Raw genomic sequence first — 24,082 nt, 5'->3', positions numbered from 1 at the left:
ACGGGAGAGACCGCTACTGAACCGGTTCGTCCTCGAGTGCGGTCCGTTCGCTCTCGGTTTCAGTCGGCCCGTCCTCGAGTTTCGGGCTGTCCCAGTACTCGTGATCGTCGAGCTCCCGGAAGCAGGTCACCGTGTGGTCCTCGTCGCCGTCGACCGACACCGCTTCGGGCGTGTTCCCCTTACAGGCCTCGCGCGCCTTGGGACATCGCGTGTGGAACCGACAGCCCGACGGCGGGTTCCGCGGGTCCGGAACGTCGATCTTCCGGAGCGGCGATTCGCTCTTCGCGTCGGCGTCGGGATCCAGGTTCGGCGTCGCCCACACCAGCGCCTTGGTGTAGGGATGTTTCGGGTTCGCCAGGACTTCGTCGATGGGACCGATCTCGACGAGCTCGCCGAGATACATGATACCGATCCGGCCGTCGGACTTCCCGGCGACGTAGCTGGCGTTCGAGAGGTTGTGGCTGATGAACAGGAACGACGTGTCGAACTCCTCTTGCAACTCGAGCATGAGATCCATCATGTCGATCCGCAGGGAGACGTCGAGTGCGCTCACCGCCTCGTCGGCGAGGATGAGGTCGGGGTTCATCAGCAGCGCCCGGATCAGCGCGACGCGCTGCTTCTCGCCGCCCGAAAGCTGGTGGGGGTACCGCTTGGCGTAGTCCTCCGGGGGCGACATGCCGACCCGCGAGATCATTTCGTGGATCCGCTCCCGTCGCTCGAACGAGTCCATCTCCGGATGCCGAAGCTTGAGCGGCTTCGAGAGCGAGTGTTGCACCGTCTTGTTCGGATTGAGCGACGCACCCGGATCCTGGGGAACGATCTGGAGGGACTGACGGATCTCGTCGTGCGGAATCTCGACGGTCCCTTCTTTGTCCTTGGCCTTCCAGATGTCCTGGCCTCTGTACGTCACCGTGCCGCTGGTCGGACGCTGGACGCCGATCGAGGTCTTTCCGAGGGTCGACTTCCCGCAGCCACTCTCGCCGACCAGCGCGACGACGTCGTTCTCGGGAATGTCCAGTGAGATGCCGTCGACGGCTTTGACGATCTCGCTCTCCCCCCTGAGCTTGGAGAGGAGCGACTGCTCGGACTCGAAGTGCACTTCCACATCCCGCAGCGAGACAACGTGGTCTTCACTCATTGACCTTCACCTCCTGAAGGGTCAGCGGAACCGTCTCTGGTACCTTGTCGACGTAGTGACACGCAGCGACGTGACCGTCCTCCGGCGTCTCCGACTCGAGTGGCGGATCGTCCCGCTCGCAGGTCGCGTCGGACAATGGACAGCGCGGGTGGTACGAACACCCGTTTGGCACCGACACCGGATCGGGTGCCGCGCCCTCGATCGGTTTCATCTGCTCGCGGGGCGTCTCCAGATTCGGCGTCGAGTTGAGCAGCGCCCGCGTATAGGGGTGTTTCGCTTCCGTCAACACCTCGTACGCGGGGCCGACCTCGACGAACTCGAAGGCGTAGAGGACCGCGATCCGGTCGGCGAGGTTTGCGACCAGCGGTAGATCGTGCGTAATGAAGACGATCGTCAGATCGCGCTCCTCCGCGATCTCCTTGATCAATCGGATGATGCTGCGCTGCATGAGCAGGTCCAGCGCGGCCGTCGGCTCGTCCATCACCAGCACTTCCGGCTCGAGCACCAGACTCAATGCGATGAGTGCTCGCTGGCTCATCCCGCCCGAGAGTTCGTGGGGATAGGAGTCTAACACCTGATCCGACTCGAGGTAGAGATCCGCGAGCAGGTCTTCAGCGCGTTCCATCCCCTCCTCGACGTCGTAGTCGTGGACGGCCAGCGTCTCCCGGAAGTGGTCCCGGATCGACATCGTCGGGTTGAACGAACTCATCGCGCCCTGGAACACCATCGAGATCTCCTCCCAGCGAACCTGTTTGATCTCGTCTTGGGAGAGACTGAGAAGATCGATAGCCGCCCCCGACTCGGGGTAGAAGGTGATGTCGCCGGTGAGCTGTCCGGGATCGACGACCGCGTTGAGCAACGCGGAAGCGAACATCGATTTCCCGCTGCCGCTTTCGCCGACGACACCGAGGACCTCACCCCGTTCCACGTCGATGTCTACTTCGTTCAGTACTTTCGATTCCCCTCGTTCCATGTCGAACGAGACGGTCGTGTCCCGTACCTCGAAGATCGGATCGTCGACGGTTTTCGTGTGTTTTCGCTGCATTGTTATTCCTCGTAGTGCGCAGTGTCATCGACCGTGTCCGCGTGGCGCGCCCGGATACGCGGATTGAACAGTTTCTCCGTTCCCTGTGCGAACAGTACCAGCCCGAACGAGAGGCCGACGATCGCTATCATTGGGAAGAGTAGCCAGTGAACGGCGTCTAACGAGTAGATCGCTGCGTTGGTATACGCCTCGTTGAGTGTGATCCCCCAGTTGGACGAGAAGCCACTGAGGAGCCCGAGGTAGAACAGCGCGACTGCACCGAAGATGACCCCACGTGCGGAGTTGACGAAGTTGATCAGCACGTAGGGCATGATGTTCGGCAGGACGTCATCCACGATGATTTTCGGCGTGGATGCACCCATGATTCGAGAGACTTCGACGTAGGAGTGGTCCCTGATCGAGAGCACCTGTGACCTGATCGACCGCGCGAGACCGGCCCACGCGTTGATCGTGAGGAAGATGCCGATCAGATACGGACTCTCCGGTTCGAAGACGGCGATCAGGAGGATGATCAGGGGCAGACCGGGAATGGTCATGGCGATGTCCGTGAACGTTGTGAGGACAGTATCGACGGCCCCACCCTTGTATCCCGAGATGGTCCCGACGATCGTCGCCATGATCGTTGAGAACACCGCGCCGGCCAGAATCATCTTCAGCACTGGCGGTGTCGAGTAGACGAGCTCCGAGAGGAGGCTCGTCCCGAGTTGGGTCGTTCCAAGCGGATACGACATACTCTCGAAGGGGCCTGCCAGTCGCGGTCCCTGTCCTTGCGACGGAGCGGGAACGAGATAGAGGCCGACCGTTCCCATCAGTACGTAGAACAGGACGATGAGCGAACCGGCCTTCGTTCGCCAGTCGTTCCAGGCGATCCGTAGCGGGGCGAGGACGGCCACGTCGATCCATTCCTTGTATAGTTCCGAACGGGTGGCCGTCGATCCGTCACTCGTGCTGTCGCGGTCGTCGGTCGCGTCGAACGTTGAATTGGTTTCAGCCATCGAATGTCACCTCTCAGTAGGCCTCCTTGCCTTCGCCCTCGCTGACTCGCGGATCGATCATCCCGTAGGTGAGATCCGCGATCAGGATACAGAGCAGAACGGCAGCGGTGATGACGAGGAAGATCCCCATCATGAGCGGGTAATCGCGGGCGTGGATCGCTTGCAGGAGGTAGCTTCCCAGGCCGGGGTAGGCGAAGATCTCTTCGAGGATGACCGAGCCACCGAACATGAATCCGACGGAGATCATCAGGTTGGTGTACATCGGCAGCAGCGCGTTCCGACCGACGTACCGGACCGCGATCCGGCGTCCGGGGACGCCTCGGAGGTGTGCTACCCGGATGTAGTCCTCCCCGATCTCTTGGATCGAGTTCCCTCGCATCGTAATCGCGACCCCGCCGAATCCGGTGAGAACGAGGGACGCGATCGGAAGCGTCGCGTGGTAGAATACGTCGGAGATAAAGATGGGCGTCAGTCCCGGCTCTATCCCGATGGCGTAGTTCCCCGACTGCGGGAAGATACTCAACTGAATAGAGAGGAGGTACACCAGGAAGATCGCCGCGACGTAGTAGGGGACCGAGTTCAGGAACATCGCGAAGACCGTCGACCCGGTGTCGAATCGGCTCCCTTCTCGGTACGCCATGACCGCGCCGAGCACGATACCGATCGCGAACGTGAGCAGGATCGCCATCGTGAGCAGGAAGATCGTCCACGGGGCGGCCTTGATGATGAGTTCGCTGACGCTCTTGCCGGCGAACGACATCGATTGGCCCAGATCCCCTTGCAGGATGTTCGTAACGTAATCGAAGTACTGAACGTACACCGGAGTCGAGGGATCGTAGTTCGTGTACGCCTCGGTCAGCGAGTTGATTTCGGCCATGCTCACGCCGTCCGCCCCGCGGTTCCGCATGACTTGTGCTCTGATGTGGTCCGCCGGTCCGCCCGGTATCGCCCGTATCAGTCCAAACGTCACCGTGATTACCGCGATGAACGTAACAAATGCTTGTCCCAGTCGCTTTATTATGTACATTAATTTGTGTATCTGTGGCTCGTGTTACCTTATAATAATTCCGCTTTAGCTGATTGGCTGGTTAAAAAGGAGACCGATCAGTTCTTCGCCTGCAGGTCACCGTTTCGCGGGAACCACCAGAGGGGCCACTTCGACTGATACTTCGGGGAGTCCGGTTCCGGGACCTCCCAGTCGTCCGTATAGAACCAGACCGGGTCGTTGATCTCGTTGATCTGGAGCATGGGGATCGTCTGGTTAGTAATCCACGCGAGCTGGTCGGTGAGCTCGGTCGCTCTCTCCTCGTCCTGTGCGACGAGCAACTCGTCCATCAGTCCGCGCGGATCGACCGACTCGAGGTCGCCGTCGGGGTCGCCCATCGGCGGAGCTTCGAGGTTCTCGGGATCGAGATTCATGAACTCCGTGTCGATGTTGTAGTACATATCGAAGACGTAGTACGGACTGGATCGCTGGAGCGTCCATCCCGTCGACGCCACCTTGTAGTTCGCCGCGGTGTAGTGGTCGGCCCAGTACGTCGATTCCTCGATCCGCTGCATTTCGGTGCTGATACCCTCGTTCTCGAGGTTATCGACGACCGTCTGGTAGACCGGATGCCAGTCGTTGTATCCCGCAGGGACCTTGATCGTCATCTCGAACGGGTCACCGTTGGGACGGTACCACGTACCGTCGTCCTTCTGGTACCCTTCGTTGCGGAGCAGTTCTCGACCGCGCTCCGGATCGTCGTAGCGGTAGAGCTGGTCGGCCATCTCGTCGGAGACCTTGTCCTCCCACCGGCTGGTCTGCTCGTTCTGGCCGTCGATGTTTCCGACGAGTCCGCTCGGCGCCTCGACCGGCTGTCCGAGTCGACCGTAGTTGTCCGCACAGGCCTGTCTGTCGACGAACTCGCTGATGGCCTGTCGAACCCGAATGTTACCGAAGTCATCGTCCTCGTGGTTGAAGGGAAGCGAGAGTCCCCACAGCGCGGGGAGTTGCGCGTGCAGGAGCTCGTCGGGAGCTTCGTTGAAGACCGATTCCGGTGCGGAGTAGTTCCGGATCCCGTCGACTTCGCCGCCGAGCAGCACACTCGCGGTGTCGGTCGAAACCTTGTGGAGCTCCCAGCTCTCCCAGTTAATGTTCTCCGCGTCGGGGTGGTGTTCGTACAGGCTCATCTTCAGGTGACGGTTGTCCCGCTCCTCGAACTGGAAGGGGCCGTTCCCTTTCACCTTCGACTCGTCGAACGAGTCGTTACGGAGGTCGCTCCGAATGTCGGCGATCTCGTCGTCGGTCGTCGCGTCCTCCCACCGCTCGACGTAGTCCTTGTACAGCCGGTGTGGCGTCTCGAGCCAGTAGTAGTTCAGTCCGTCTTGGAACAGCTGCCTGTTGATCGTTCCGTCGAGGGTGAGTTCGACGGACTTGTCGCCGGCCCGCTGGATATCCGTCCAGAGGGTCGACATCGTGTCCCCGATAATCGCGTCGGTGACGAGTTTCGTGTAAAGGTCGTCGGCGTTGACCGGATCGCCCGGATCGCCGTTGTGCCACGTGAGGCCGTCTCGAACCTTCAGAACAGCGGTCTCGCCCTCAAACTCTTCGATGGAGATCGCGTACGACTCGAACTCCCCATCGTCGATGAAGTACCGCTGGAGCTGGTCGCTCTGCATCGCGTGCGAGAACGGATTCTGCAGATTGAGATGGTTGAACTGATAGTTCGTCGGATCGACCGTTATCGGCTCAATGAACGCGTTCGTGTTCCCCGAGCTACCTCCCATACAACCGGCCAGCGCCATTGCACCCCCCATTGCGCTGCCGCGAAGGAGATGTCTGCGCGAGATAGACTGTCGATTCGACTTACCCACGGATCCCTTGCCAGGTGATGGCATAGACTCTTGTTATCAATAGGGGGTAAAAAACGTTTTGGATGAATAATAGCTCTCAATAGATGGACCGTTGAGCGGGCCTATTCGGAGGCCACAAGAGGTACCAATAGTTGGTTTGACCGGTTTCCAACGCCCGTCTTCTGCGAATAGTGTTGTCGACTCCTCCTGTGCGGTGTCTCGTGGCGAGCCGAGATCGGATAGTCTCACCCCGGGTTCAACTGATCGGATCCAGACTGGGACCCATATCTGACCAGTGTTCTGTATGGCTATACGAGAGTGGTCGAAAAGTGAATGAGAGATGAGCGTATCACTCGTTCCAGACGGATCGATACGGTGGGCGGTCCGAACTGCTTCAGTTGACTCCGTCTCGAGCGGCGTTGATCCGATGTCTGACGCCGATTCCTCTGGGAGTGATGAACTGTTCATGCTACCGAGGGTGGACTACTCTCTCGGCGAGGTTACTCTCGAGCGAGTAATGGGCACTGATCGATTCCGCGATTATAACGACCGTATGTTTGTAATTCTAACGAGCAGGACGACAGCTCGGGTGCGGAGATTGTGGATCCGAGCGTACGGAAACGCGAGTATTGTTCTGTAACAGTAACTCGTCGTTCTATTTTCGTCTCAGCCAGTGGCTCTGGTCGCCACTGGTCTCGTCTCGCTCGGACATCGTACCGCTAAATATCATTGAATACGTGAGGGACTGATATCACCCGTGACCCGGTTCCCGAACCCGCTACGTCTGCTCATTCTGTGGATCGGTCTCGCGCTCGCTCGCGTCGGACTCATCGACCGCGAACGCGCCGTTCAGACGACTATCCTCGCATGGCCCCGAATCGTTACCGGGATCGCTCGGATGTCGAAAAATGCCGTCGACGTCGCGATGGTCGGCGTCGCGGTCGGCACTGCGGCCGTCGCCGGCGTCGGGTTCGCGGGACCGTTCTGGGGACTCGCGTTCGCGATCGGTGGCGGCGTCGCCGGCGGCGCTATCGCACTGGTCTCTCAGCGCTACGGTGCGGACGCTACCGACGAACTGGGACTCGCCGTCCGCTCGAGTACGGTACTCATCATCGTGCTCAGCGTTCCGGTCACGGTCGCGTTCTGGTTCGTTCCACATGAACTCATCTCGGTGTTGAGCAGCAACGAGCGGGCGATCGAGTACGGTGCGACGTACCTCCAGGTCGTCGGATTCGGGATCCCCTTCGCGGGGCTGAACCTCGTCGGAAGTCGGACGCTCGTCGGTGCCGACAACTCCTACATCGCGATGCAGGTCCGTGCCGGTGGAGCCCTTGCCAACATCGGCTTGAACGCCGTGTTCATCTTCGGCTTCGGCTGGGGCGTCGCTGGAGCGGCACTCGGGACAGTTCTCTCGAACGTCGTCGTGACGGCGACGTTCGCGATCGGGATCAGCCGCGGTCGCTTCCCGGGTATCGGCGAGTTCCCCGTCCAGGTGGATCCGCTGGGAACGTATCTCGATCCCGAGACGATTCGCGATTTGATCAGGATCGGGCTCCCGATCGGCGCTCGGAACCTCGTCTGGACCGTCGCCGAGTTCCCGATGCTCTCCATCCTCGACATCTTCGGGGAGAACACCGTCGCCGCGTTCGTCATCGCCCGTCGCATCTGGGGTGTGATGAACGCGCCCGGCTGGGGGTTCGGGCTCGCCTCGTCCAGCCTCGTGGGTCAGGCACTCGGCCGAAACGACGAAGCGACGGCCGAAGCGTACGGACGCGACATCATCCGGTTCGCGGTGGCGACGTACGCCGTCTCCGCGGTTCTCATCGCCCTGTTCGCCGAGCAAATCGTCGTGCTGTTCGCGAGCGATCCGACGAGTCCGGAGATCCCGATCGCCATCCACCTCGTCTACGCCGCCTGTGCCGCGGTCGTCTTCCAAGGGGTCTCCGGCGCCGCTGCCGGGCCGCTCGACGCGAGCGGTGATACGCGGATTCCGTTCGTGAGCCAGTTCATCGGGATGTTCTTCGGCTCGATCCCGCTCGCGTACCTCGGTGCGACGACCGGACTCGGATATTGGGGCCTGTACCTCGCGTTCACAGCGGAGACGACGATTCCAGCTGCGATCAACTACTGGCGGTTTCGAACCGATAAGTGGAAGGCCATCAGCGAAGCGTACCGTCCCGACGTTGCAGTCGGTGACGACTGAGACTCGGCGCGGTCGGTGAAGTCGGTGTCCGCTGTCCCTCATTTCTCACTGTACTGATGGACGGGACTCTGAGAAAGCGGTCATCAAACGGACATACGAAACTAATTACTCGTTCTGAACGAATCCCGTCGTATGACACAGATTACCTTCATCGGAGCGGGAAGTATGGTGTTCGCCAAGAATCTCGTCGGAGACGTCCTCTCGTTCGACGCGCTCGCCGACAGCGAAATCGTCCTCATGGATATCGACGAGCACCGGCTCGAGCAGACCCGAACGGTGGCCCAAGCGATGGTGGACAACGACAGCCTCGAGGCGACGGTGGAAGCGACCACCGACCGTCGGGCCGCGCTCGAGGGTGCTGACTACGTCCTCAACATGATCAACGTCGGTGGCACGGAACCGTTCGAAAACGAGATCCGGATCCCCGAGGAGTACGGCGTCGAGCAGGCGATCGGCGACACGACCGGGCCCGGCGGGATCTTTCGGGCGCTGCGGACGATCCCGACGCTGCTCGATATCGCCGCCGATATGGAGGAGCTGTGCCCCGACGCGCTCCTGCTGAACTACACGAACCCGATGGCGATCCTCTGTAAGGCGCTGTTCGACGCGACGGACGTACAGACCGTCGGGCTCTGTCACAGCGTTCCCCACACCGTCGAGGCGATCGCCGACTACGTCGACGTCCCCGCGGATGAACTCGAGTACTGGGTCGCGGGCATCAACCACATGGCCTGGTTCCTCGAGGTCGAACGCGACGGCGAGTCCGTCTATCCCGCGCTCCGCGACGCGATGGACGACCCCGAGACGTACCGGCGCGACACCGTGCGCTTCGAGATGATGGAGCACTTCGGCGCGTTTCCGACCGAGTCGAGCCACCACATGAGCGAGTACGTCCCCTACGTTCGGACGTCCGAGGAGACCATTGAGGAGATGACTGGAACGGACTACGCCGAGCGGATGGAGACCGCCACCTATCTCGAGGGCTGGAAAGAACGATCGGCCGAGCGCAACGACGCCGAGTTATCGGACGACCTCGAGACGGTCGGCGCCGAGCGCTCCGAGGAGTACGCCTCTCGACTCATCCACTCGCTGGAGACCGACACGCCCCGCCGGTTCAACCTCAACGTGAGCAACGAGACGAACGCCATCGCGAACCTCCCGACCGACGCGTGCGTCGAGGTGCCGGTGCTCGTCGACGGAACCGGCCTCCACCCCTGTTCGGTCGGTGAACTGCCGACGCAACTCGCGGCGCTGGATCGCCGGCACGCGGCCGTCTACGAACTCGCGGTCGAGGGAGCGCTGGAAAACGACCGACGGAAGGTCCACCAGGCCGTGAAACTGGATCCGCTTACGGGCGCCGCCCTCAGTTTGGACGAGATCCACGAGATGGTCGAGGATCTCATCGACGCTAACGAGGCGTCCCTCCCTCGCCTCGAGTGAGCGACGACGGAGAACTCGCAGCGAAACCGGAACCGACAGTCAGCCGAGACGGCAGTCGGGAGTCGACGGCGTAGCCGAGTGTGGGACGCGTACGCCGTTCGCGTCGGTCAACGATTCCGACCGACTCCGCCGAAGCGATTCGAGAGACGGCCGGATACCGCTATCGGAGACAGTTCATTGTCATAGATTGACACGGGCAGTACACTTATTTGGGTAACTGATTATAGCGGTGATATGGATAACGCACTCGTCGTCATCGACGACACGGACGCCCACCGAGAACTGCTCGCGGAAGCCGGCCGACTCGCTCACGACACTGGCGCGACGCTGACCGTGCTCGCGTGGATCACGCCGGATCAGGTCGACAAGACGGCCGATAACTTGGAAGTGATCGAGCAGATGGAGGGGACATCGTACAGCGAACCCGATTCGACCTCCACTGCGGAGCAGTTCGCACAACGGTTCGCTGAAGACGTGTTCGACTCGTTCGATGAGTCGATCGAGTTCACCACCGAGGGAATCGTCGTCGACGAGAGCGACCGCGCCGACGCGGTCATCGCTACCGCGGCGGAACTCGGCTGTGACCATCTCTTCGTCGTCGGTCGACGGCGCTCGCCGACCGGGAAGGCGCTGTTCGGTGACTTCGCCCAGCACATCCTCCTCAACTTCGACGGCACCGTGACGCTCAAAATGGACTGATCTCCGCGAATTCTACTTTTTCGCCGAAAACACGCAGTATCGTTCGGAACGGGTGAAAAATCTCGAGAGCGGATCGGCGAGTTATTCGATCGAGATTCCGGCCACCGTCGACGCCGGCAGCTCGGCGATCAGGGAACCGCTGTCGACCGACACGTCGAGTTCCTCGGCGGTGAACTCGTCGGCGTTGTCGGCGTCGACTTCCAGGTCGGGATCCTGGTCCGCGAACAGCAGCTCGGCCTCGATGGACGAGGACTCGAGGTCGATTCCCTCGAGGGTGACGTCGATCGTCTGGGTCTCGCGGCAGTCGAGGTTCGTAACGGTGACGTAGGTCTCGTCGTCGTCGACCGATGCGGACGCGCCGACGAGGGGCAGTTCGCGGTCCTCGGCGTCGTCGGCGAGTTCGCGCGACGGGGCCTCGACCGACGTCTGCACGGCCTCGCTACCCTTGTGGGGTGCGTACAGGTCGAAGACGCGGTAGGTCGGACGCGCCCAGGCGTCGTCCTCGTCGGTCTCGACGAGACACTGCAGGACGTTGACCGTCTGTGCGATGTTCGACATCGTGACAACGTCGCTGTGGTGGTTGAAGATGTCGAGGACGGCCGCTGCCGAGAGCGCGTCGAGGACGGTCCCCGGCTGTTCGAGCCCGTTGTCGGCCGTCGCTTCGGGATGCCAGGTGCCCCACTCGTCGATGATGACGCCGATGTCGCGGGTCGTCGCCACCGCGTTGATCGCCGCGGCGATTCGCTCGATGTGGTCTTCCATCTCGAGGGCCTCGACGAGGAGCTGGTCGTACTGGTCCTCGTCGGCCTCGGAGACGTTCATCGTCCGCCCGTAGTAGTGGTGCAGCGTGAGGTGGTCGAGCGGGAACTCCGCGCCCCAGGCCTCGCTCGCGATCTCCTCCATGAATCGTCGGTTCCACTCGTGGCCCTCGAAGCCACAGGCGATGAGCTCGAGTTCGTGATCGAGCATCAGGTTGTCCATGGTCCCGACGTAGGTCGCGTACCGCCGGTACTCGCGGGCGTACTGCTCGGGGGTCATCTGGCCGCCACAGCCCCAGTTCTCGTTGCCGAGTCCCCAGTACTTAACGCCGTAGGGCTCCTCTCGGCCGTTCTCGCGTCGTCGGTCGGCGAGTTCGGTGTCGCCGTCGTAGTTGCAGTACTCGACCCAGTCGGTAGCCTCCTGTGGGTCGCCCGAGCCGACGTTGGCCGCGAGATACGGCTCCGTACCGATTCGCTCACAGAGTTCCAGGAACTCGTCGGTACCGAAGGCGTTGGACTCCTCGGGGAGCTCCTCCGGGCCCTGCGCCCAGAAGAGGTTCCGGCGTCGCGGTCGGTCCTCCTGTGGACCGATGCCGTCTTCCCAGTGGTAGTCGTCGGCGAAACAGCCGCCGGGCCAGCGGAGAACGGGAATCTCAAGGTCGGACAGGAGCGAGACGACCTCCTCTCGGTACCCGTCTTCATCGGTGCTGTCGCTGGTCCAGAGACCCTCGTAGACACACCGCCCGAGGTGTTCGGAGAAGTGACCGTGGACTTCGGGTTCGATGCGGTCGATATCCGCTGCAGTATGAACCGTAATACGTGCGTTAGCCATCCACACCTCTCTTTCTGATAAAGTGTTATAAGTTCCTCGGTTTCTGTCACTCTGCACCTGTTAAACCCGAAAGAACGGGGTCGCCGACCACTCATTCTACCAACGTTAATGAACGACACTTCGAACGATCGTCGCTTTATTCCCGTCCGATATTCCGTCGAAAGAGCAGAGACGGCGCGACGAAGCGAGCGGCAACCGATTTTTTCGGACGACCGCTGTCGTCACGGAGTACCAACCTATTTGAGCGACCGGATCCGACAGTCACCGAGACAGTGTCCAACAGAGAACACCGATTAGAGGGGTATCGTGATGCAGTCGAATGGCCGCTGGTCCGTCTCTTCGCCCAATTTAGTCGGGAGCGTCGCCACTGGTTCTCGATCGGACTCCTCGCCGGCTTGTTCGAGCGGCTGGCGTCGCTGATCCCGCCGTTCGTCCTCGGCGTCGCGATCGACGCCGTGTTCAACCAAACGACGGCGTACGAACTGCCGCTCGTTCCTGCAGATATCGTCCCGTCGACGACGGAGGGACAACTCTGGTTCTCGTTCGGGATCATCTTCGGGTGTTACGTGCTCACGGCGCTGCTGGCGACGGTGCGGATGCTCTCCGTCGACTACTTCTCGCACCACCTGATGCACGTCGTTCGCACGTCGACGTACGACAAGATGCAACAGCTGGACGTTCGCTTCTTCGATGGCCACGAGAAAGGCGAACTCATGAGCATCCTGAACAACGACATCTCCAACTTCGAGCAGTTCTTCGACGACGCGCTCACCAGAGCAGTTCGGATCGGGACGGTGCTCGTCGGCATCACCGTGCTTCTCGTCTATCTGAACTGGCAGCTCGCGATCGTAACGCTGGGAGCGGTCCCCCTGCTCACCGCGTTCACGCTGTGGTTCATGCGCCGGGTCGAGCCGGTCTACGACCGGATCAGATCGAGCGTCGGCGGCATGAACACCCGCCTCGAGAACAACCTCGGCGGAATCCACCTCATCAAGACGATGACGACGGAGTCCTACGAGTCCGACCGCGTCACCGACGTCTCCTACCGCTACTTCGATACGAACTGGGAACGGATCAAGCTCAACACGTTGTACCATCCGGGGAGTAACTTCGTCACGAACGCGTCGTTCGCGGCGACGTTCATCATCGGTGGCTACTGGGTCGTCGTCGGACCGCCGCCGCTGTTCAGCGGGACGCTCACCGTCGGCTCGCTCGTCACGTTCCTGTTCATGAGCCAGCGGTTCACCGGTCCGCTCAAACAGATCGCGGTCATCATCGAGCAGTACGAGAACGCGCGCGCGTCCGGCAAGCGCGTCGTCGGCCTCATGGACATGCCCGTCGCCATCGAGGACCGCGAGGACGCGACGGAACTGACCGACGTTGACGGCCGCGTCGAGTACGACGACGTGAGCTTCGCCTACGATCCCGACGAGGAGTATGTCCTCGAGGACGTCTCGTTCGAGGCCGACCCGGGCGAGACGGTCGCGTTCGTCGGCCCGACCGGTGCGGGCAAGTCCACGGTGGTCCGACTCCTCATGCGAATGTACGAGACCGACGAGGGGGAGGTCCGGATCGACGGCCACGACGTCCGCGACGTGACGCTGTCGAGTCTTCGGGAGGCGATCGGCTACGTCAGTCAGGACAACTACCTCTTCGGCGGGACCGTCAGGGAGAACATCGCCTACGGGACGTTCGACGCGACCGACGAGGAAGTCGTCGCGGCCGCCGAGGCCGCACAGGCCCACGCGTTCATCGAGGAGCTTCCGGACGGGTACGACACTGAGGTCGGCGAGGAGGGGGTCAAACTCTCCGGCGGGCAACGCCAGCGCATCGCGCTCGCGCGCATCATCATCTCGGATCCGGAGATCCTCGTGTTGGACGAGGCGACCAGCGACGTCGACACCGAGACGGAGATGCTCATCCAGCGCTCGATCGAGGAGATCACCGCCGACAGAACGACGTTCGTCATCGCCCACCGACTGTCGACCGTCCGCGACGCCGACACCATCCTCGTCCTCGACGACGGTGAGATCGTCGAGCGGGGGAGCCACGACGCGTTGCTCGAGGCGGACGGCCTCTACGCGAACCTCTGGAAGGTACAGGCCGGCGAGATCAACGATCTCCCGGAGACGTTCGTCGAGCGCATTACACAGAACAACTGAGCCGGGCCGCTGGACTGCGGTCGATCTCAGATCCGATTTCACTACCGTTTCTCGACGTGCTCGCCAGCGTTCGTCGCTGCCGGAATCCGCTGCTCAGTTCCGGCACCGATCACTGTCGTTCGATGTGGTACGCATCCTGTTCCCATAGAACGCGGTATACTGCTCGTCCCCGTCGGGCCGCGCCGGAGCGGTCTCGGCAGTTCGAAGGAAGAATCGAACGCCGCTACGACCGGATCCAGACCTGCATGGCACCGGGATCACGGTTGTCCCAGGCGTAGTACGGCACCGCGGTGAACTCGGTCCGTTCTCGAGCCGTCTCGTTCGCGGGACGATACAGTTCGCCGTCCCAGCCCTCCCGATCCGGGACGCTCGCTTCGCCCTCGATGACCGTGACTCCCTCGAGCAGGTCCGACCGATGCTCCGTCGAGACCGAAGCGGACGGGTCCTCGTACTGGTGGAGCGGCCGGTCGTTGTCGACTGCCTCGAGGCAGTAGACGAGCGGGCCGCGTTTGAGTGCAACGCGTCCGGCGTCGGCCGCCACCTCGGGATGGGCCTCTAGCTGCGTGACCGTCTGCTCGAAGGTCAGCTCGATCCGGCCGTCGTCCCACTCCCGTTCGACCTCGAGGTAACCCTCGGACGGCACGTCGACCGAATCGCCGTTTACCGTCACCGTCGACGACTCGGCCCACTTCGGAATTCGAAGGCGAAGCGGTACCGACGCCCCGTCGGCGTCGACGTCGATGGTAACCTCGCTCGACCACGGGAGGGAACTGTCCTGTGACAGCTCGACGGTCGCGCCGTCGACCGTCGTCGTGACGCTACCGCCGACGTACTGATTGACGTACAGCGCTGGTCCCCGCTGGCTGTAGACGTACTTGCCCAGCGACGCGAGCAGCCGGGCCGCGTTCGGCGGACAGCATGCGCACGTGAACCATCCCTTGCGGTGGTGATGGCCGTCGCTCTCGAGAGGGTTCTCGTAGAAGAACTCGGTCCCGTCGAGCGAGACGCCAGCGAGGAAGCCGTTGTACAGCGTCCGCTCGATGAGGTCGGCGTACTTCGCCTCGCCGGTGAGTTCGAACAGCCGCTGGTTCCAGTAGATGCTCCCGATCGCGGCACAGGTCTCGGCGTAGGCATCGTTTCTGAGGTCGTAGTCCGTCGTGAACCCTTCGTGGGCCTCCTCGGGGCCGAGGCCGCCGGTGACGTACATCCGCTTGGTGGTCATGTTCGTCCAGAGGCCTTCGAGGGCCTCGATCAACTCGTCTTCGCCCGTCTCGATGGCGAGATCCGTCGCTGCCGCGAACAGGTACATCGCCCTGACGGAGTGGCCCTCGACGGTTTCCTGTTCCCGGAGCGGCTCGTGGGCCTGAGCGTACCGTCCGTCGTACGTTCCGTCTTCGTGGGTGAAGACGTCCCGTGCGGCAGAAATGACCCCACCGTCGTCATACTCGGCGCCGCCGAGCGTCTCCGGATTGTCGATTTCCCACGCGAGTCGGTCGTCCTTCCCGCGGAGATCGATGAAGTACTTCGCGAGGTCGAGATACCGATCCGTACCGGTGACTCGGTAGAGCTTCAGGAGCGCCAGTTCGATCTCTTCATGGCCCGGAACGCCCTCGATTTCGTCGCCGAAGACGTCGTCGACGAGATCCGCGAAGTCGATCGCCACGTCGAGCAGCGTCTCCTTCTCCGTCGCCCGGTAGTGGGCGACCGCGGCCTCGATCAGATGGCCGGCACAGTAGAGCTCGTGCATCATGTGAAGGTTCGTCCACCGATTCTCGGGTTCGACCAGCGAGAAGTACGTGTTCAGGTAGCCGTCGGGCTGCTGTGCGTCGGCGATCAGCGAAATCACCTCGTCGACGTTCGCCTCGAGTTCCGGATCGTCGCGCTGGGCGAGCACGTACGAGGCCCCTTCGATCCACTTGTAAGCGTCCGAGTCCTGAAACCACATCCCCTGAAAGCCGCCGGACTCCCCGGCGGCGACGCGCCGAAAGTTCTCGAGCGTGCCCGACTCCTCGAGTTGTTCGTACTGGTATTTGATCGTTACGTCCCTGTTTCGTTCCCGTCGGAGCGACCAAAATCCGTCGTCGATCTCGACGTCCGAGAGCGTGATCGCGTTCGTCGGCGCTCCGTATGAACTCATGAGTGTGTTCCGATCGCTCATCTCGGCTATCGAGTAATAAGGGTTACCGAGAAGCCCGTCACAGGGGGTCGTGGAGCGTCTCACCGGCGCGGTCGTGAGTCTCAATCGTATCCGTTAGCCGCCGAGCGGCCCGTAGAGAGGTCCCTCACGTCCCGTGATCGACCGGGGGAGTCCCCGAACCGACGGCTCCAGTGACCTAGCGCGATATCGTTCCATCCGACGTCGAGGTGCCACACCGCTCGTCCCGTGCCGATAATATTCTATTATAGAGAATAGCATTCTTGTTATAACAGCCCATCTCCAGAACGAGGACCGCTCGGTACCGAGAACTCGCTTCACGACCGTCCGCTGCTATCGCCGTATATCCTCTCAGATGGGATTCGAGGGCGGATTCGAACGGAATACCGCGAATTGATTTACAAGCATATGGTAGTAATTCATGTGCCATCCCTCCCGTTCTCTTCGACAAAATCGGGTGTAGTATAGATGGACTATGTCCCACTTCTATAGAACGATGTGTTGTCTCTCTCAACGCGGCCGACGCCTCCGGTACTGTTCAATGATAGGGGAGAGCGGAGACGTCTTAGAGAACGCGAGGGGACTCAAACAGAACAAACATTATATGATCTCGAATGAGAGGAGTGGTATGGCAGAACCGAAACACCCGGTCCGGACGGTCGACAGAGCGATGGAGATCGTCGAGATCATCCAGGAACTCGACGGTGCGGGCGTCTCCGAGATCGCCGAACAGGTCGATATCGGCAAGAGCGCGGTCCACAACCATCTGAACACGCTCGTCAACAGGGAGTACCTCGTCAAGGAAGGCGACGAGTACCACATCGGCCTCTCCTTCCTCGGACTCGGCGCGTACGCTCGAGACCGGACCGAGATTTACGAGACGGCTCGATCCGAAATCGACAAACTCGCCACCGAAACCGGCGAGTTGGCGAACCTCCTCGTCGAGAAAAACGGGATGGGGATCTACCTCTATCAGGCGCAAGGCCAGAACGCCGTCGAGTTGGACACCCACGAGGGCAAGCAGGTCAGGCTTCACTGTACGGGGCTCGGCAAATCCATCCTCGCGTTTCGCCCCGAAGAGGAGGTCTCCGAAATGCTCGACAAGCACGGCATGCCCGAGATGACGGACAAGACGATTACGGACCGCGAACAACTGTTCGACGAACTCGAGCAGATTCGGGAGCGAAAGTACTCGATCGACCGCGAGGAGCGCCTCGCCGGCCTGTGTTGTGTCGCCGCCCCGATTACGGACGGACAGGAGCGGAGTATCGGTGCCATCAGCGTCGCCTGCCCGGTCCATCGTATCAGCGAGGAGCGGTTCTACGAGGAACTGCCCGACGCCGTGCTCGGGACTGCAAACGTCATCGAACTCGAGCACAACTACTCGTAGTCGGCTCCCGAACGGCCGCTCGACCACCGAGAGCCGGCGTTCCGACGCCTCGCCGTACGAGTCCCGAACGGTCGCTCGATCGTTCGCTTCCACTGTGTCGACCGCGTCACCGCTCTCGAGGACGACCCTGAACCCCGTCTCGACGTGTCGGCCCGCGGGAGCGACGCCGTCTCCGAGGACTATCGTCGAACGCCGATCCCATCGCAGACGGAAGTTTTAGTAGCACCTGCCGTAATTCACGACCTGTCGATGGATTACAGACAGTTATCTGACCCGAACGCAGAGTATACGATGCGCGACCTCTCCGCGGAGACGATGGGCGTTTCTGCCGACCGAGGACCGCGCGACGTCGAGATCACGGACGTTCAGACCACGATCGTCGACGGCAACTACCCCTGGACGCTGGTTCGCGTCTACACCGACGCCGGTCTCGTCGGTAACGGTGAGTCCTACTGGGGCGCCGGCGACCGCGAGATCATCGAGCGCATGGCACCCTTCCTCGAGGGAGAGAACCCGCTCGATATCGACCGGCTCTACGAGCACCTCGTCCAGAAGCTCTCCGGCGAGGGGTCGATCGCCGGGAAAGCGATTTCGGCGATTTCCGGGATCGAACTCGCGCTTCACGACGTCGCCGGGAAGATTCTGGACGTGCCGGCCTACCAGCTCATCGGTGGCAAGTACCGCGACGAGATGCGGATGTACTGCGACTGCCACACCGAGGACGAGGCCGACCCCGACGCCTGCGCCGACGAGGCCGAGCGCGTCGTCGAGGATCTGGGCTACGACGCGCTGAAGTTCGACCTCGACGTCCCCTCGGGACACGAGAAAGACCGCGCGAACCGTCACCTCCGGGGCCCCGAGATCGAACACAAGGCCGAAATCGTCGAGAAAGTCACCGAGCGCATCGGCGACCGCGCCGACGTCGCCTTCGACTGCCACTGGTCGTTCAGCTCCGGCAGCGCACACCGCCTCGCCGAGCGCTTAGAGGACTACGACGTCTGGTGGCTCGAGGACCCGATCCCGCCGGAGAACCACGACGTCCAAGAGGAGGTCACCAAGCGGACCTCGACGCCGATCACCGTCGGCGAGAACGTCTACCGCAACCACGGCAACCGTCGCCTCCTCGAGAACCAGGCCGCCGACATCGTCGCGCCGGACGTCCCCCGCGTCGGCGGGATGCGCCAGACCCGGAAGATCGCGGATCTGGCGGACATGTACTACGTGCCGGTCGCGATGCACAACGTCTCCTCGCCGATCGGCACGATGGCCAGCATCCACGTCGGCGCGGCGATTCCGAACTCGCTGGCGGTGGAGTACCACTCCTACGAACTGGGCTGGTGGTCGGACCTCGTCGAAGAGGACATCATCCACGAAGGCTACGCGGAAGTGCCGGAAAAACCGGGGCTGGGCCTCACGCTCGACTTCGACGCCGTCGAGGAGCACCTGGCCGACGGTGCCGAGATGTTCGACGAAGCGTAACGTCATCGAACTCAGGAGCAGAGCGTCGGATTGGTCGACGAGGTGTGAGCCGACGTCACGCTCACGAACGTTCGCGGGTCGCTGTATAGCGCGGGACGATTCGTCACCATCTGATCGACCCTCGGAGCCGCCAATTCGGACGTGAGAGCGACCGTACCGTCGTCAGGTTCGAGTCAATCGGGAAGCCACACGGGGGTCAACTGATGTTCGCCGCGGACGGGACATTTATTATCAATAAGTTACTTTGTCCCGTCATGCGGTATCACCGACTACACAGCGGAGACGGGTATAGATTGGTCGCCGATGACGGTGACGCTATCTACGATCTCACGGCAGTCAAACCACGACTCGATACCTTTGCGGATCTCGCCGCGGCGGCGGACATCGCAGACGCGACCGTCGACGAGTTAGCCGAGTCGCTCGCGGACGACGCGCCGACCATCGAGCGCGGAGCGCTGGACGACAGCGCGCTGCCGCTGATCCCCGACGAGGTCTGGGCGGCCGGCGTTACCTACGAGATCAGTGAGGAAGCCCGCGAGGCCGAAAGCGGCATGCCGGAAATGTATCTGGACGTCTACGAGGCCGAACGGCCCGAGATTTTCTTCAAAGCGACGCCGAATCGGACCGTCGGCCCCGACGACTCGGTCGGGATCCGTGCGGACTCGGCGTGGGACGTCCCGGAGCCGGAACTCGGGATCGTCCTCTACGATGGCGAGATCGTCGGCTACACGATCGGTAACGACATGAGCAGCCGCTCGATTGAGGGCGAGAATCCGCTCTATCTTCCGCAGGCGAAGGTATACGACAAGTGTTGTTCGATCGGCCCCTGTGTCGCGTCGGCCGAAAGCGTCGGCAACCCCCACGAACTGACGATGACGATGGAGATCAGCCGCGATGGGGAGACACTCTACGAGGGCGAAACCTCGACCGGCGAGATGGACCGCTCATGTGAGGAACTGGTCGAGTACTGGCGCGATCACAATGCAGTCCCGGGGAACGGCGTTCTTCTCACTGGAACATCGCTCGTTCCGGACGAAGGGTTCACGCTCCGCCCGGATGACGAGGTGCGTATCGCCATCGACCAGATCGGCGAACTCGTGAACACGGTCGTCGAAGTGTGAGTCGCGACGAGAGGACGCTCGCAAAACCCTTCGACGAAATTCGAACGAAGCCGGAGGGACACCGCGTATAGCCGATATCGAACATATTGAACGCTATTTCGAATAATGCCAAACATAACATTCGTCGGCGCCGGGAGTGTCGTATTCGCGAAGAACCTGATGACGGATCTCTTCTCGTTCGAGCATCTGCGAGACAGCACGATCACGTTGATGGATATCGATCCGCAACGGTTGGATCGGGCCGCTGAGGTGGGCGAAACAATCGTCGACTATCACGACCTTCCCGGAGAGATCCGCGCCACGACCGATCGGCGCGAGGCCCTCGAGGGCGCCGACTACGTCTTCAACATGATCAACGTCGGCGGCGCGGAACCGTTCGAGAACGAGATCCGGATCCCCGAGGAGTACGGCGTGAAACAGGCTGTCGGCGACACGCTCGGTCCCGGGGGCGTCTTCCGCGCGCTGCGAACCGCCCCGACGGTGATCGATATCGCCCGCGACATGGAGGAGCTGTGCCCCGACGCGCTCCTGCTGAACTACACGAACCCGATGGCGATCCTCTGCTGGGCGGTCGACGAAGCGACCGACGTCGACGTGGTAGGCCTCTGTCACAGCGTCCAGCACACCACCGCGGCCATCGGTCGGTATCTCGACGTCCCGAGCGAGGAACTCCAGCACTGGGTGGCCGGTATCAACCACATGGCGTGGTACCTCGAACTGGAACACGACGGCGAGGACTGTTACCCGGCGCTCCGCGAGGCCGCGGACGATCCCGACGTCTACGCGCAGGATCCGGTCCGGTTCGACGTGATGGACCACTTCGGGGCGTTCATCACGGAATCGAGTCACCACCTGAGCGAGTACCTCCCGTACTTCCGGACGGACCAGGACGTCATCGACGAACTGACCCCCGAGGAGGAGTTCGGCCACTACACGATCGAGTGGATGCCGACGGGACGGTACCTGGACCACTGGCGCTCCTACCAGCCGGATCTCGAGGGCGAGTTCGAGGTCACCGAGGACGACGTCGCGCTCGAGCGCTCCCCCGAGTACGGCTCGCGGATCGTCCACTCGATCGAGACAGACGAGGAGCGGCGCATGAACATCAACCTCCGGAACGACACCGATGCGATCGAGAACCTCCCCGACGATTCGTGCGTGGAGGTGCCGTGTCTGGTCGACGGCCGGGGGATTCACCCCTGTTCCGTCGGCGAGCTACCGCCGCAGCTCGCGGCGTTGAACCGGTCGAACGTCGCCGTCCAGGAACGCGCGGTGACCGCGATACTCGAGCGAGACGAGACCGCGCTGCGCCAGGCCGTGAAACTCGATCCGCTCACGGCGGCCGAACTCGATCTCGAGACCATCGACGAGCTGGTCGACGATCTGCTGGCCGCGAACGCCGAGTATCTCCCCGATCTAGATTGACGCGCTCGAACGTCGCCCGCTCTTTTCACGACGAACGTCGCTGCTCCACTTTGCGAGCACCGGGCTCTGTTGAAACCGTCTTCTTTAGATACGTTCCCTCGCGACGCTACTGGACGGGACACCTGTAGACCGAACTTTTGTGCTGTCGTTCGGACGACGCTTCGCTTCTTTCGAACCGTGTCACCACCTCAGCCGCGCCGTTGGCGCGGCCTCGAGGGTTCCGTGGCCCGCTCGCTCACTGCGTTCGCTCACGGTTACTAGCGGTACCGCCTCCGCTTCTACCGAAGCGATCGAGGACCGATACTCACTCGGTTTCGAGCCAGACCCGCATCTCGCCCGGGTCGCGGTTCGCCCACGCGTAGTACGGAACCGCGGTGAACGACGTATCGAGGCGTTCAGTCTCCGCTGCCCGACGGTAGAGCACGTCAGACCACTCACCTCGGTCGGGCACTCGAGCCTCGCCCTCTAGGACCGTAACCCCGCCCAAGAGGTCGGATCGATGCGAGGCCTCGATCGCCGCGTCCTCGGGCACCGTGTACTGAGCGAGCGGCCGGTCGTGGTCGACGCCTTCGAGACAGTACACGACCGGGCCACGCCGTAGCGCGACGTTCCCGCTGGCAGCGTCGACCGCCGGGTGGGCCACTAGCTGTTCAGGGGCCATTCCGAAGGTGACCGTGAGTTCCACCGCCTCGTCCCATTCCCGGTCGACCTCGATATAGCCATCCTCGGGATCAACAGCGCGCGACTCGCCCGCCACTGTCGCCGTCACGTCGGTACACCACTCGGGGACGCGGACACGGAGCGCGAAATCAGTCGGTTTGGCCGCGTCGACGGTCAGCGTCACGTCGCCGGACCACGGGAGGGCGGACTCCTGTCGCAGCCGGACGTCCGCGTCGTCGACGGTGAGAGCGGCCTCACTCCCGACGAACTGATTGACGTAGACGGCGGGTTCATCGGTCGCGCGAGCGTAGATGTAGCGCCCGAGCGAGGCGATCAGACGGGCGGCGTTCGGCGGACAACACGCGCAGTCGAACCACCCTTGTCGCTGGTTCGAGAACCGGTCGGGGTTTTCGTCCGCGAGGGCGTGACCGTCCGGACCGACTTCGAGCGGGTTGGCGTAGAAGAACTCGGTCGCGTCTCGGGAAAGCCCGGCGAGGAATCCGTTGTAGAGCGTGCGCTCCACGAGCTCGGGATACTGCACATCGCCGGAAAGCTGGAACATCCGGTGATTCCAGAAGACGCTCCCGACTGCGGCGCATGTCTCGGCGTACGAAGTCCTGTTCGGGAGGTCGTAGTCCTCGGTGAATCGCTCGCCGTGGTGGGTAGACCCGATCCCGCCCGTGACGTACATCCGGCGCTGGGTCATGTTCCGCCACAGTTCCGTCAGCGTTTCGTACAGTTCGGCGTCTCCGGTTTCGAGGACGAGATCGGCAGCAGCGGCGAAGTAATACATCGCGCGGACCGAATGTCCCTCGACGGTCTCCTGCTCTCGGATCGGCGCGTGGTCCTGAGCGTACGTCCCGTCGTACGCTTCATCGTCGAAGAGAGCGCTCTCTATGGCGCTCCACATCTCCTCGCTCCCTGCACGGTCCTCGGTGTCCTCGAATTCGTATTCGAGCGCCTCGCCGCGTCCCTCCACGAAGAACGACGCGAGATCGAGGTACCGATCCTCGTCAGTGACCCGGTAGAGTTTCACGAGTGCGAGCTCGATCTCCTCGTGGCCGGGGACGCCCTGACGCCCATCGGGGCCGAACACCTCGTCGATCAGGTCGGCAAACGCCCGAGCGACGTCGAGAAGCGAGTCCTCGCCCGTCGCGCGGTGGTGGGCGACTGCGGCCTCAATGAGGTGGCCGGCGCAGTAGAGTTCGTGACCGATCGAGAGGTTCGTCCACCGCTTTCCCGGGAACTCGATCGCGATCCACGTATTGAGGTAGCCGTCCTCGGCCTGGGCGGCCTCGATCAGCGAGATCACCTCATCGACGCGATCCTCGAGATCTGGCTCGTCAGCGGTCGTGAGCACGTAGCTGGCCGCCTCGATCCATTTGTAGGCGTCGGTATCAGCGAACCAGAACCCCTCGAACTCGCCGTCGGCATCGCCGGCGGCGATCCGGAAGTTGTCGAGACACCCGCTGTCCTCGAGTTGCTCGTACTGGTACTCCAACATCCGTTCACGGACCCGCTCGACGTAGTGGTTCCAGAACTCGTCATCGACGGCCACGTCGCTGAGATCCAACGGTTCCGCGTGTGACGTTTGCTGCCGTACCATACGGCTATCACCGTCTGGGCACCTCATAAGCTATTGGTTCTCCCAACCGATGCGGCGTCCGAAATCCGACGGCGGGAACTCCGCTCGAGGGAAGAGTCCGCAGGCAGACTCCTCGGCAAACGTGTCCCTCCGCCGGGGC

16 protein-coding genes are annotated in these 24,082 nt (G+C 62.2%); 8 read left to right on the top strand and 8 right to left on the bottom strand.

The genetic code is table 11. From position 1 onward, the window contains the following. Positions 1-13 precede the first annotated feature (13 nt). The 5 genes from LDH66_RS19020 to LDH66_RS19000 form a co-directional block, all read right to left on the bottom strand. Positions 14-1,138 carry an ABC transporter ATP-binding protein gene (locus LDH66_RS19020; protein ID WP_226482661.1) on the bottom strand — a complete coding sequence of 375 codons (1,125 nt, stop codon included), beginning with the start codon at positions 1,136-1,138 and terminating at the stop codon, positions 14-16. Beyond that, positions 1,131-2,183 carry an ABC transporter ATP-binding protein gene (locus tag LDH66_RS19015; protein ID WP_226482660.1) on the bottom strand — a complete coding sequence of 351 codons (1,053 nt, stop codon included), beginning with the start codon at positions 2,181-2,183 and terminating at the stop codon, positions 1,131-1,133. The genes LDH66_RS19020 and LDH66_RS19015 overlap by 8 nt, the downstream gene beginning before the upstream one ends. Before the next feature lie 2 nt (positions 2,184-2,185). Then, a complete protein-coding gene (locus LDH66_RS19010; protein ID WP_226482659.1) occupies positions 2,186-3,178 on the bottom strand; it encodes an ABC transporter permease in 993 nt (330 codons plus the stop codon). A 13-nt stretch (positions 3,179-3,191) separates the two neighbouring features. Then, positions 3,192-4,205, bottom strand: a complete 1,014-nt coding sequence (locus tag LDH66_RS19005) for an ABC transporter permease (protein ID WP_226482658.1) — start codon at positions 4,203-4,205, stop codon at positions 3,192-3,194. Positions 4,206-4,282: 77 nt separating this feature from the next. Continuing rightward, the gene (locus tag LDH66_RS19000; protein ID WP_226482657.1) at positions 4,283-5,977 is read right to left on the bottom strand and encodes an ABC transporter substrate-binding protein; all 1,695 of its coding nucleotides are present in this window, start codon (positions 5,975-5,977) and stop codon (positions 4,283-4,285) included. Positions 5,978-6,770: 793 nt separating this feature from the next. On the opposite strand from LDH66_RS19000, the gene LDH66_RS18995 reads away from it, so the two are divergent. The 3 genes from LDH66_RS18995 (at position 6,771) to LDH66_RS18985 (ending at position 10,355) form a co-directional block, all read left to right on the top strand. Further along, positions 6,771-8,216, top strand: a complete 1,446-nt coding sequence (locus tag LDH66_RS18995; protein WP_226482656.1) for an MATE family efflux transporter — start codon at positions 6,771-6,773, stop codon at positions 8,214-8,216. 132 nt (positions 8,217-8,348) lie between these two features. Beyond that, entirely contained in the window at positions 8,349-9,656 is a 1,308-nt protein-coding gene (gene melA, locus LDH66_RS18990; protein ID WP_226482655.1) for an alpha-galactosidase, read from the top strand. 234 nt (positions 9,657-9,890) lie between these two features. Then, positions 9,891-10,355, top strand: coding sequence for a universal stress protein (locus LDH66_RS18985; protein ID WP_226482654.1), 465 nt, complete (start codon positions 9,891-9,893; stop codon positions 10,353-10,355). Positions 10,356-10,436: 81 nt separating this feature from the next. Here the strand turns inward: LDH66_RS18985 and LDH66_RS18980 are convergent, their stop codons facing one another. Beyond that, positions 10,437-11,945 carry an alpha-N-arabinofuranosidase gene (locus tag LDH66_RS18980; protein ID WP_226482653.1) on the bottom strand — a complete coding sequence of 503 codons (1,509 nt, stop codon included), beginning with the start codon at positions 11,943-11,945 and terminating at the stop codon, positions 10,437-10,439. Between the two features lie 272 nt (positions 11,946-12,217). On the opposite strand from LDH66_RS18980, the gene LDH66_RS18975 reads away from it, so the two are divergent. Beyond that, positions 12,218-14,107: an ABC transporter ATP-binding protein gene (locus LDH66_RS18975; protein ID WP_226482652.1), complete on the top strand. Its 1,890-nt coding sequence runs from the start codon at positions 12,218-12,220 to the stop codon at positions 14,105-14,107. A 223-nt stretch (positions 14,108-14,330) separates the two neighbouring features. Here LDH66_RS18975 and LDH66_RS18970 read toward each other — a convergent pair whose 3' ends face one another. Continuing rightward, complete coding sequence (locus tag LDH66_RS18970; RefSeq protein WP_226482651.1) at positions 14,331-16,244, bottom strand: glycoside hydrolase family 127 protein; 1,914 nt, start codon at positions 16,242-16,244, stop codon at positions 14,331-14,333. A gap of 646 nt (positions 16,245-16,890) precedes the next feature. On the opposite strand from LDH66_RS18970, the gene LDH66_RS18965 reads away from it, so the two are divergent. From LDH66_RS18965 to melA (LDH66_RS18950), 4 genes are all read left to right on the top strand, one after another. Continuing rightward, entirely contained in the window at positions 16,891-17,652 is a 762-nt protein-coding gene (locus LDH66_RS18965) for an IclR family transcriptional regulator (RefSeq protein WP_226482650.1), read from the top strand. Between the two features lie 243 nt (positions 17,653-17,895). Beyond that, entirely contained in the window at positions 17,896-19,131 is a 1,236-nt protein-coding gene (locus LDH66_RS18960; protein WP_319004373.1) for a mandelate racemase/muconate lactonizing enzyme family protein, read from the top strand. Positions 19,132-19,385: 254 nt separating this feature from the next. Then, positions 19,386-20,252, top strand: coding sequence for a fumarylacetoacetate hydrolase family protein (locus tag LDH66_RS18955; protein ID WP_226482648.1), 867 nt, complete (start codon positions 19,386-19,388; stop codon positions 20,250-20,252). Positions 20,253-20,357: 105 nt separating this feature from the next. Then, the gene (gene melA, locus LDH66_RS18950; protein WP_226482647.1) at positions 20,358-21,677 is read left to right on the top strand and encodes an alpha-galactosidase; all 1,320 of its coding nucleotides are present in this window, start codon (positions 20,358-20,360) and stop codon (positions 21,675-21,677) included. Between the two features lie 304 nt (positions 21,678-21,981). Here the strand turns inward: melA (LDH66_RS18950) and LDH66_RS18945 are convergent, their stop codons facing one another. Then, entirely contained in the window at positions 21,982-23,943 is a 1,962-nt protein-coding gene (locus LDH66_RS18945) for a glycoside hydrolase family 127 protein (RefSeq protein WP_226482646.1), read from the bottom strand. Between the last annotated feature and the right edge of the window lie 139 nt (positions 23,944-24,082).

Source organism: Natrinema amylolyticum (assembly GCF_020515625.1).
In the GTDB taxonomy this organism is placed as follows: Archaea; Halobacteriota; Halobacteria; order Halobacteriales; family Natrialbaceae; genus Natrinema; species Natrinema amylolyticum.
The sequence above is the reverse complement of the archived record's forward strand: the minus strand, read 5'-3'. Positions and strand labels throughout refer to the sequence as shown.

What these genes read in the sequence shown, in the direction of transcription:
- LDH66_RS19020 (WP_226482661.1), bottom strand. Translation starts at nt 1,138, where the DNA reads ATGAGTGAAGACCACGTTGTCTCGCTGCGGGATGTGGAAGTGCACTTC.
- LDH66_RS19015 (WP_226482660.1), bottom strand. Translation starts at nt 2,183, where the DNA reads ATGCAGCGAAAACACACGAAAACCGTCGACGATCCGATCTTCGAGGTA.
- LDH66_RS19010 (WP_226482659.1), bottom strand. Translation starts at nt 3,178, where the DNA reads ATGGCTGAAACCAATTCAACGTTCGACGCGACCGACGACCGCGACAGC.
- LDH66_RS19005 (WP_226482658.1), bottom strand. Translation starts at nt 4,205, where the DNA reads ATGTACATAATAAAGCGACTGGGACAAGCATTTGTTACGTTCATCGCG.
- LDH66_RS19000 (WP_226482657.1), bottom strand. Translation starts at nt 5,977, where the DNA reads ATGGGGGGTGCAATGGCGCTGGCCGGTTGTATGGGAGGTAGCTCGGGG.
- melA (WP_226482655.1), top strand. Translation starts at nt 8,349, where the DNA reads ATGACACAGATTACCTTCATCGGAGCGGGAAGTATGGTGTTCGCCAAG.
- LDH66_RS18985 (WP_226482654.1), top strand. Translation starts at nt 9,891, where the DNA reads ATGGATAACGCACTCGTCGTCATCGACGACACGGACGCCCACCGAGAA.
- LDH66_RS18980 (WP_226482653.1), bottom strand. Translation starts at nt 11,945, where the DNA reads ATGGCTAACGCACGTATTACGGTTCATACTGCAGCGGATATCGACCGC.
- LDH66_RS18970 (WP_226482651.1), bottom strand. Translation starts at nt 16,244, where the DNA reads ATGAGTTCATACGGAGCGCCGACGAACGCGATCACGCTCTCGGACGTC.
- LDH66_RS18965 (WP_226482650.1), top strand. Translation starts at nt 16,891, where the DNA reads ATGGCAGAACCGAAACACCCGGTCCGGACGGTCGACAGAGCGATGGAG.
- LDH66_RS18955 (WP_226482648.1), top strand. Translation starts at nt 19,386, where the DNA reads ATGCGGTATCACCGACTACACAGCGGAGACGGGTATAGATTGGTCGCC.
- melA (WP_226482647.1), top strand. Translation starts at nt 20,358, where the DNA reads ATGCCAAACATAACATTCGTCGGCGCCGGGAGTGTCGTATTCGCGAAG.
- LDH66_RS18945 (WP_226482646.1), bottom strand. Translation starts at nt 23,943, where the DNA reads ATGGTACGGCAGCAAACGTCACACGCGGAACCGTTGGATCTCAGCGAC.